Origin of the sequence: Mycolicibacterium palauense (assembly GCF_002592005.1) — a bacterium.
GTDB classification, from domain to species: domain Bacteria; phylum Actinomycetota; class Actinomycetes; order Mycobacteriales; family Mycobacteriaceae; genus Mycobacterium; species Mycobacterium palauense.
This window is the reverse complement of the sequence record NZ_NVQF01000145.1, coordinates 1-7,916: the sequence shown is the minus strand read 5'-3', so window position 1 is coordinate 7,916 and position 7,916 is coordinate 1. Positions and strand designations below refer to the sequence as shown.

At 67.3% G+C, this 7,916-nt stretch carries 8 protein-coding genes; 3 read left to right on the top strand and 5 right to left on the bottom strand.

What is annotated here, in order from left to right:
* Positions 1 to 220: 220 nt before the first annotated feature.
* Entirely contained in the window at positions 221 to 1,162 is a 942-nt protein-coding gene (locus CSR00_RS28720; RefSeq protein WP_099025766.1) for a mechanosensitive ion channel family protein, read from the bottom strand.
* 30 nt (positions 1,163 to 1,192) lie between these two features.
* The gene (locus tag CSR00_RS28715) at positions 1,193 to 3,034 is read right to left on the bottom strand and encodes a BCCT family transporter (RefSeq protein WP_407662535.1); all 1,842 of its coding nucleotides are present in this window, start codon (positions 3,032 to 3,034) and stop codon (positions 1,193 to 1,195) included.
* Between the two features lie 241 nt (positions 3,035 to 3,275).
* Between CSR00_RS28715 and CSR00_RS28710 the strand changes: the two genes are divergently transcribed.
* Positions 3,276 to 4,505, top strand: a complete 1,230-nt coding sequence (locus tag CSR00_RS28710; RefSeq protein ID WP_281259769.1) for a transporter substrate-binding domain-containing protein — start codon at positions 3,276 to 3,278, stop codon at positions 4,503 to 4,505.
* A gap of 561 nt (positions 4,506 to 5,066) precedes the next feature.
* Positions 5,067 to 5,654 carry a hypothetical protein gene (locus CSR00_RS28705; RefSeq protein ID WP_099025764.1) on the top strand — a complete coding sequence of 196 codons (588 nt, stop codon included), beginning with the start codon at positions 5,067 to 5,069 and terminating at the stop codon, positions 5,652 to 5,654.
* A 31-nt stretch (positions 5,655 to 5,685) separates the two neighbouring features.
* Here CSR00_RS28705 and CSR00_RS30440 read toward each other — a convergent pair whose 3' ends face one another.
* Positions 5,686 to 5,967, bottom strand: coding sequence for a hypothetical protein (locus tag CSR00_RS30440; protein WP_141564522.1), 282 nt, complete (start codon positions 5,965 to 5,967; stop codon positions 5,686 to 5,688).
* 40 nt (positions 5,968 to 6,007) lie between these two features.
* On the opposite strand from CSR00_RS30440, the gene CSR00_RS30435 reads away from it, so the two are divergent.
* Positions 6,008 to 6,448, top strand: coding sequence for a hypothetical protein (locus CSR00_RS30435; RefSeq protein WP_141564521.1), 441 nt, complete (start codon positions 6,008 to 6,010; stop codon positions 6,446 to 6,448).
* A gap of 42 nt (positions 6,449 to 6,490) precedes the next feature.
* Here CSR00_RS30435 and CSR00_RS28690 read toward each other — a convergent pair whose 3' ends face one another.
* Complete coding sequence (locus CSR00_RS28690; protein ID WP_245906718.1) at positions 6,491 to 7,606, bottom strand: GGDEF domain-containing protein; 1,116 nt, start codon at positions 7,604 to 7,606, stop codon at positions 6,491 to 6,493.
* Between the two features lie 101 nt (positions 7,607 to 7,707).
* Positions 7,708 to 7,916: SDR family oxidoreductase (locus CSR00_RS28685; RefSeq protein WP_141564434.1), on the bottom strand; the 209-nt coding region annotated here is incomplete at its 5' end.

Sequence of the window (7,916 nt, the reverse complement as noted above, 5' to 3'; positions counted from 1 at the left end):
GCCCACCCGAAGGGCCGGGAGGCGGGCGGGTTCGTCGGTGATCCCACCGGCCCATTCGCCGAGCCGGACGCGCTCGGCGTGCGCGGCCGTCGACGCCGACTCGGAACCGGGAACGCTGGCCGCCGCCTGACCATCGTCGTCCATCCGGACACCATATCCCCCGAGGATCGCCATCGGCGCGAACGAACCAGCAGCGTGCGTTTACGCGCGTTGGGCGGGGTCAGCTTCCGATGATGGTGTGCACGCGCCCGCGTGGGTAGGGCAGGTCGACGCCGTGTTGGTCGTAGGCCCGCAGGATCTCTCGGCGCAGTCGTCGCTGCACGGCCCATTGGGCGTTGGGTCGGGTCTTGACCGTCATCCGCAACGTGAGCAGGTCGGGGGCCAGTTCCTGGACCCCCAGCATGGCGGGTTCATCGAGCACTTTGCCGGCGAGTTCGGGGTCGGCGATGGCGGCGTGGGCGGCGTCGATGGCGACTTGTTCGGCACGCTCGATGTCGGCGGTCAACGCCACGGGTACCTCGACGCGGGCCACGGCGTAGTCCTGGCTCATGTTGCCCACGCGGGCGATCTCACCGTTGCGGACGTACCAGAGGGTGCCGTCGAGGTCGCGCACGGTGGTGATCCGCAGACCGACGCTTTGCACCTCGCCGACGACGTCGCCGAGGTCGACGATGTCACCGACGCCGTACTGGTCTTCCAAGAGCATGAACACTCCGGTGACGAAGTCACGCACCAGGTTCTGGGCGCCGAAGCCGATCGCGAGTCCGACCACGCCCGCCGAGGCGATGAACGGGGCGATGTTGACCCCGAGCACGTTGAGGACCGCCAAGCTCAGCCAGACCAGCAGCACGATCGACACCGTCGACTTGAGCACCGAGCCGATCGTGTGCGCGCGTTGGCGCCGCCGCGCCGCGCCGGTGTCGGCGGCCCGCGCGGGGTCAGCCGTTCTGCGGCGACGAAGAGACAGCCGCCGCGGCTTACCCGCAACGATCTCCTCGGTCTCTGCTCTGCCCCAGCGCGCCACACTCCGGTCGATCATCCGGTGCAGGATGATCCGCGCGAAGATCACGGCGATCAGGTAGGCGCTGATGCGGATCGGTACTTCGAACAGCCAGTGGCGGTTGGCCGCGGTGATCTCCAGCGCCAAGATGTGTGTCTGCATGCCTGCGCCTTTCGCGTGTACGGACCGGTGCTAGCGGGTTCCGCTGTGTTGATGGCCGGCCCGGTAGCTCTGTTCGGCTGCTTCGAGCTCGGCTTCGGTGACGATGTCGGTGTCGGGGGCCAGCGGGTCGACCGGCTCGTTGATCGTCAGCGCGCCGGTCTTCTCGTGCACCTCGCAGGTGTCGATCGGAATCGTGTGAACGGCGACCAGCCCCGCCAGGGTCGCCGACACGGAGCGGCGGGGCTGGGTTCCGGTGAGTTTGTCGGCCAGGTTGTCGGCCAGGTGATCGGGTGCGGAGATCCGCAGCAGCTTCGGGGTGGTGGCCAGGTCGTAGCGGAAGGCACGCACCATCGCCACGCACGCGGCGACCATGACCAGAGAGAACGGCAGCGCGGTGGCGATCGAGGCGGTCTGCAGCGCGGTCAGTGATCCCGCGCCGCCGGCCAACAGCAGTACCGCCGCGGCGCCGCCTTCGAGGGTGGCCCAGTAGAGGCGGGTCGGTTTGGGTGGGTCCAGGTCACCGCCCGAGCAGATGATGTCGATGACCAGCGATCCCGAGTCCGAGGAGGTGATGAAGAAGAACACGATCACGGCCACTGACAGCAGGCTGGTGATCAGACCCAGCGGCAGACCGTCGAGCAGCTGGAACAGCGACGTATCGAGGTCGACGGCCCCGTTAACGAGCATGTTGGACTCGTCGCGCTGACGCAGGATGGCTGATTCGCCGAAGATGGTGAACCAGACCGAGGCGATCACGGTGGGTACCAGCAGCACGGTGATGACGAACTCGCGGATGGTGCGCCCGCGGGAGATCCGGGCGATGAACATGCCCACGAACGGGGCCCAGCTGATCCACCAGCCCCAGTAGAAGATCGTCCAGTCGCCCAGCCAGTCGTCGTCGGCCAACGGTGCGGTGCGCAGCGCCAGCGCCGGCAGCGACGCCACGTAGCCGCCGAGGTTCTGCACCCAGGCCTGCAGCAGGAACAGGGTCGGGCCCAGCAGCAGGACGAACAACGCGAGCGCGGCGGCCAGGGCCATGTTGATGTTCGACAGCCATTTGAGGCCCTTGCCGACGCCGCTGACCGCCGATGCGGCGGCAATCGCGGTGATGACCGTGATCATCGCGATGGTCCACCAGTTGTTGACGGTGATCCAGCCGAGGTATTCCAGGCCGGAGGCGATCTGGGTGATGCCGAAGCCCAGCGAGGTGGCCACCCCGAACAAGGTGCCCACCACCGCGACGACGTCGACCGCGTGCCCGAGGGGTCCTTCGACGCGGCGGCGCCCGATCAGCGGTTCCAGCAGCCAGCGCACCGTCAGCGGACGGCCGCGGCGGAAGGTCATGTAGGCCATGCCCAGGCCGACCACGACGTAGATGGCCCAGGCGTGCACGCCCCAGTGCAGCATCGTCAGGTTCATCGCCTGATCGGCGGCAGCGTTGGTCGAACCAGCGACTCCCAGCGCCTCGGGAGGATCGACGTAGTGGGTCAACGGCTCGGCCACCCCGTAAAACAGCAGCCCGATGCCCATCCCGGCGCTGAACAGCATCGCCAACCAGGCCAGGAACCCGAACTCGGGTTTTTCGATGTCGCGGCCCAGCCGGATGGAGCCCACCTTGGAGAACCCGCAGTACAGCGCGAAGATCACGAAACCGGTGGTGACCAGGATGTACCACCAGCCCACCGAATCGGTGATGGCGTCGTTGAGCCGGCCGAACGCGCCCTGGGCGGTCGTCGAGAACACCACCGCGAACCCGATCAAACCGATGATCAGCAACGATGCCGGGACGAACACCGACAGCTTCATGGCCTGCAACGCCGACGGGAGCCGCCGGCGGGGTGGGTCCTGGGAACGGTCGCGCGGCGTACTCATCACTGAGCTCCTCGTCGGTATCGGCGGTGTGCGTTTCGTGTGCCAGAAATTCTCTGGTGTGAGGATCGGCTGCTGACCTTACCGCCACCTTTGCTGCGGCCGCCGCCGGCGCGGACCGCACGGTGTCCGCTTCCCGGCCGCGTCACCGTCCCGGGGCGATGGCCGTTGTGTTCGATGTCCCTTGCCGGTGGTGCCACCGGTAGGGTGCCCTCGGTCAGGCCCGTAGACGAAAGGCAATGGTGTGCGCTGGTACGCGTTGATAGCGGTGGTGTTCGGCTGGGCGTTGTTCGCCGTGCTGCCCGGCGTGGCGGCGGTGGCCGCGGCTCAACCAGAACCCACACCGACACTGGAACCGAGCCCGAGCCTGGATCCAGAACCGGAAGCCACACCAGCACCCGCTCCTGGCCCAGCACCCGCACCGGCACCGGCCTCACCGCCGCAGCCGGTCACGGTCGCCGTGCACGACCTGACACCGTTCGTGATGTCGACCAGCAGCGGTGAGATGACCGGGTTCAGCATCGATGTCTGGGAGGAGATCGCCCAGCGCCTCGACTACGACACCACCTACCTGGACACCGGCAACGTGGCCGGCCAGCTCGCCGCAGTGGCCGACGGCCGCGCCGAGGTCGCCGTCGGCGGGATCTCCATCACCGCCGAGCGCGCGCAGACCTTCGACTTCTCCCAGGCCACGATGGACTCCGGGCTGCAGATCATCGTGCCGGTCGCCGACACCCGCCCCACGGTGCCCGGTCTCGGCGGCTACCTGGATCTGCTGCTGTCGCGGACCATGCTGATCTGGATCAGTGCCGCCATCGTCGTCAGTATCATCCCGACGCACATCTTCTGGCTCATCGAACGGCGCAGCGCCAAGCCCATGGTGTCGCGGTCCTACTGGCCCGGCATCGTGCAATCGTTCGGGTGGGGCATGGGCTCACTGGTGGGGCGCCCGAGCATGGCGGCGACCAAGACGGCGACCAAGGCGATGGCCATCCTGTGGGGCTTCGCGGCAATCGTGTTCGTCTCGTTCTACTCGGCCAACCTCAGCGCCACCCTGACCGTGGCCAAACTCGACGCCAACATCAACGGACCCGCCGACCTCTATGACAAGTCGGTGGCCGTGGTCGCCGGCACCACCGCGGCGCAGTTCCTGCGCAGCATGGGCATCGACGCCACCGAGACCGCCACCATCGAAGACGCCTTTGCACTGCTGCGCGAGGACGGCTACGAAGCGGTCGTCGGTGACGCCCCGGTGCTGCGCTACTACGTCTCCCACCGCGGCGAAGGCGTTGCGGTCATGGCCGGCCCGATCTTCCAGGAAGAAGACCAAGGCTTCCTGCTGGCCGGTGACAGCCCGCTACGCAAACCCATCAATCGAGCGCTGATCAGCATGCGTGAAGACGGCAGCTACAACCTGATCAAACAGAAATGGTTCGGCGACGACACCGCCACCACCGCAGGCGACCTCAACTGATCACGCGCTTGGTCGCGCGATCGGCGGCCCGCCGGCTGGACCGACCCGATGCGGGCCCTACACGCGCACACGTGGAGCGGTCGGTCGGTGACCGTCTGCACCCACAGGATCTCCAAAACAGAGACAGGGCAGGGGATGTGGCCCGCACGGGGGAGGGCTCAGCTCCCTGACCAGGGCCGACGCCATGGAGGTGCTCGGCTTGATGCGGGCGGGACAGCGGCAGGTGCAGGTGCAGGTGCAGGTGCAGGTGCAGGTGCAGGTGGAGCATATCGACCTGCTGGGACGGTGGGGATTCTGACTTTTTGTGATCTATCACAGTTGCGTCGTCCAGCTGTGTCCATCCGTGTGGACCGCTGTCCATCCGTGTGCGCGGGTGTGCGTGAAAGTGTCTGGCACGCAATGTCGAAGCGCCTTGGACATGTTCGAGGTATGCGAAATGATCGGATTCATCGCCCCACACGGATTGGAGGTGCGTGAGGCTTCGAAGAGGATCCGCACGTCGGCCCGGCTGAGGTGCGGGGCGCGGGTCGAACCACACCTGGTCTCTGGTCGAATATGGCAATGGAAATCATCTGGCGAGAGCAGTACAGGAAGCGACTACGAACGGTGATCGTGGGGTGGGACGGCACCGAAGCGGGGGCGCCGTGCTTTCCGCCGGACTGGGAGCTTCGTTCCGAGGATCTGCATCTGCTGCGGATCGCCGCCGAGTACGGAACCTGCCCAGCGGGCCGTTACCCGTACCGCCGCCCGCCTCGTGACTTCGAATTCTCCCCGTATGTCGCCGAATTGCCCGATGAGAGTGTCTTCGAGTTCACAGACCGGCACCGCACGCTGTTGGCGGCGATGATGTGGGAGCTGTCGGACCCGTATTTCGATAAGGACATTCCCGGCGCCGACCCGAAACGGCCGTACGGCGACTTCACGTTCTACCAGCTGGAGATGGCGTTGAGTCTGGGGTTGATCCCGGCGCAGAAGCCCGCCGATCACGACCCGATGACAACCGAGATCGTAGAAGCGATGACCCAATTGCATGGACAGATGCAGCCCGCGTTGCAGGTGTTCCTCGCCCATTTCGAACTCACCGAAGGCGAGGTGTTCGTCGGCGAGGACTGGGGCGGCTGGACGCGGGCCCCGCAGACAGGTGTCTAAGCCTGGCATCGACCAACGAGAGCGTGGGTCCTTATCGGGGCGGATCGACGATGGTGACGTATCGGCGGGTGGGGTTCTGGGCGGCGTTGAGGCCGGCTTGTCGGCATGCCGCGACGCCGGGGGTTGGCTGTTGATCGAGGGGCCAGTCGTGCACACCGGCCTGATCGAAGAGCGCGACGGCGTTGGGTCGGGGTCCGGTGGTGAACCGGGTTTGGTAGCGCAGGCCGCGGAAGCGGTGATCGCCTCGCGTCGGGTCGACGCCCGCGGCGACGGTTTCGGAGTCCGAATCGGCGCTGATTCTGTGTCGAATCACCCGGACCGCAGGCGCAGGCGGTTTGTTAGCGTGGCGACCCATGCAGACCACGAGAGTTCTCATCGCTGGGTTCGCCGCGATCAGCGCCCTGGTGGTGGGGTGTAGCTCGGGTTCGCCGGAGGCCCCGCCCACGACGCCGTCGAGTTCGCCGGCCACGAGTTCCACCGCGCCGTCGACGTCGACATCTACGAGCCCGGAGTCCACCCCGGGCCTCCCCGCCCCGGTGAGCCCGCCGACGACCAGCGTGTCGATGATGCCCAACCCGAACGGCGACGGCTCGATGGTGCCGTGCGAGGGCACGATCTGCACCAACCCCAACCACGGTGCCGGCGACTACCCCGAAGGCGATGCGCCACCGGAGCCCGGCCAGAACGAGATGCAGGGACCTTCCGACGCGCCGCCGGAGCCCGGCCAGGGTGAGATGCAGGGCCCGGAGGCGGACGGCCCACCGGAGCCCGGCCAGACCGACATGCAGGGCTGAGCCTGCGATAGCCGGCCGGTGTGCCGCCGACCTTTCGCCGGATCAGTCTTGATCGCCGTGGCCTGTCGGGGGCTGTTGCGGTGTGGGGGTTTGCAGGCGGTGGATCTGGTTTCCGCCGTTGCGTTTTGCCGTGTACATGGCGGCGTCAGCGGCGGTGATGAGTCCCCGCAGGACAGTCTCGTGGTCGGTCGGGCTCGTGTCGGTCAGGCGCGTGCAGGCGACCCCGATGCTGGCGGTGACCCCTGCGGGATCTGCGGCGATTGCCGCACACAGGTGGTCGGCCAGTGAATCGGTGGCGCAGGTTGCGACGGTGGCGGCCAGCAGGAACTCTTCTCCGCCGCTGCGCGCGATCACAGCACCTGGGCCCGCGGTGGCGGTCAGGGTGTGGGCGGTGCGAACCAGTGCCTGATCACCGGCGTCGTGGCCGTGGGTGTCGTTGAGGGTTTTGAAATTGTCCAGGTCGATCAGCATCACCAAGAGGTGGTCGGCGCTGCGGGCGCGGGTATGGATCATCCCCAGGGCCTTGCGGTTGAAAGAGCGCCGGTTGAGCAGACTGGTCAGCGGGTCGGTGTCGGCGCGCAGCAGATCCTTGGCCAGGGCGCGAACCAGGATCTGGCCACCCAGCGGTAGGGAGATGTTGACCTCGATGACCAGCCACCAATCCACCACCGCCAGGGCGTGGTGTCCCGCCAGGGCCAGTTTCGTGGCCTGGACGGTGGTCACGACCGCGGCGACGGCGAAGTTGTAGAGCATCCACGCGGTGCTGTGGAAGGTCGCGGCGTAGGCGCCACTGGTGGCGAAAGCGATACACCCGATCAGGGCTGCCAGCGGGTTGGGGTGTGCCAGGCAGGCCGCCGCGATCGAGGCGTTGACGACAACGACGAAGGCCAGGGACTGGCCGCGGGTGGGCCAGCGCCAGGCGAACAGCGCCACCGCGCTCAACCCGCCGATCACGGCTGCCCAGGTCATCGCCACTGCAAGTGTCCCTTGGGGGCCGTCGCCGCTGATCAGCAACAAGATCAGGCAGCCGACAAAGGACGCGCTGAGCACGATCATGGCGGCCCGGACCGCTCGGCTCATGCCCCGGGCCGCCAGATACCCCGACAGCCAGCTGTAGTGGTTGGCCCGCCACCACGGACCGGCGGTAACCGCCCTCAACGCAACTCCCCCTCACCGCCACGAACAGCCTGCGCCTGCGTAGAGGCGCGGCGAACCGACCATTGTCCTCGTGCCGCATCGACGTCGGCCGCACGGATGGGTCAGCGGGTGGTGTACCCGCCGTTGGCGAACAGGGTCTGGCCGTTGATCCAGTGGCCGTCGCCGCACAGGAACACCGCCAGTGGGGCGATGTCGGTGATGTCGGTGAGCCGGTTGCCCATGGCCTGGCTGGCGTGGAAGGCGGCCCGCTCCGGGGTCTCCTGCGGGTAGAAGAACGGGGTGTCCATCGGGCCCGGTGCGATGTTGTTGA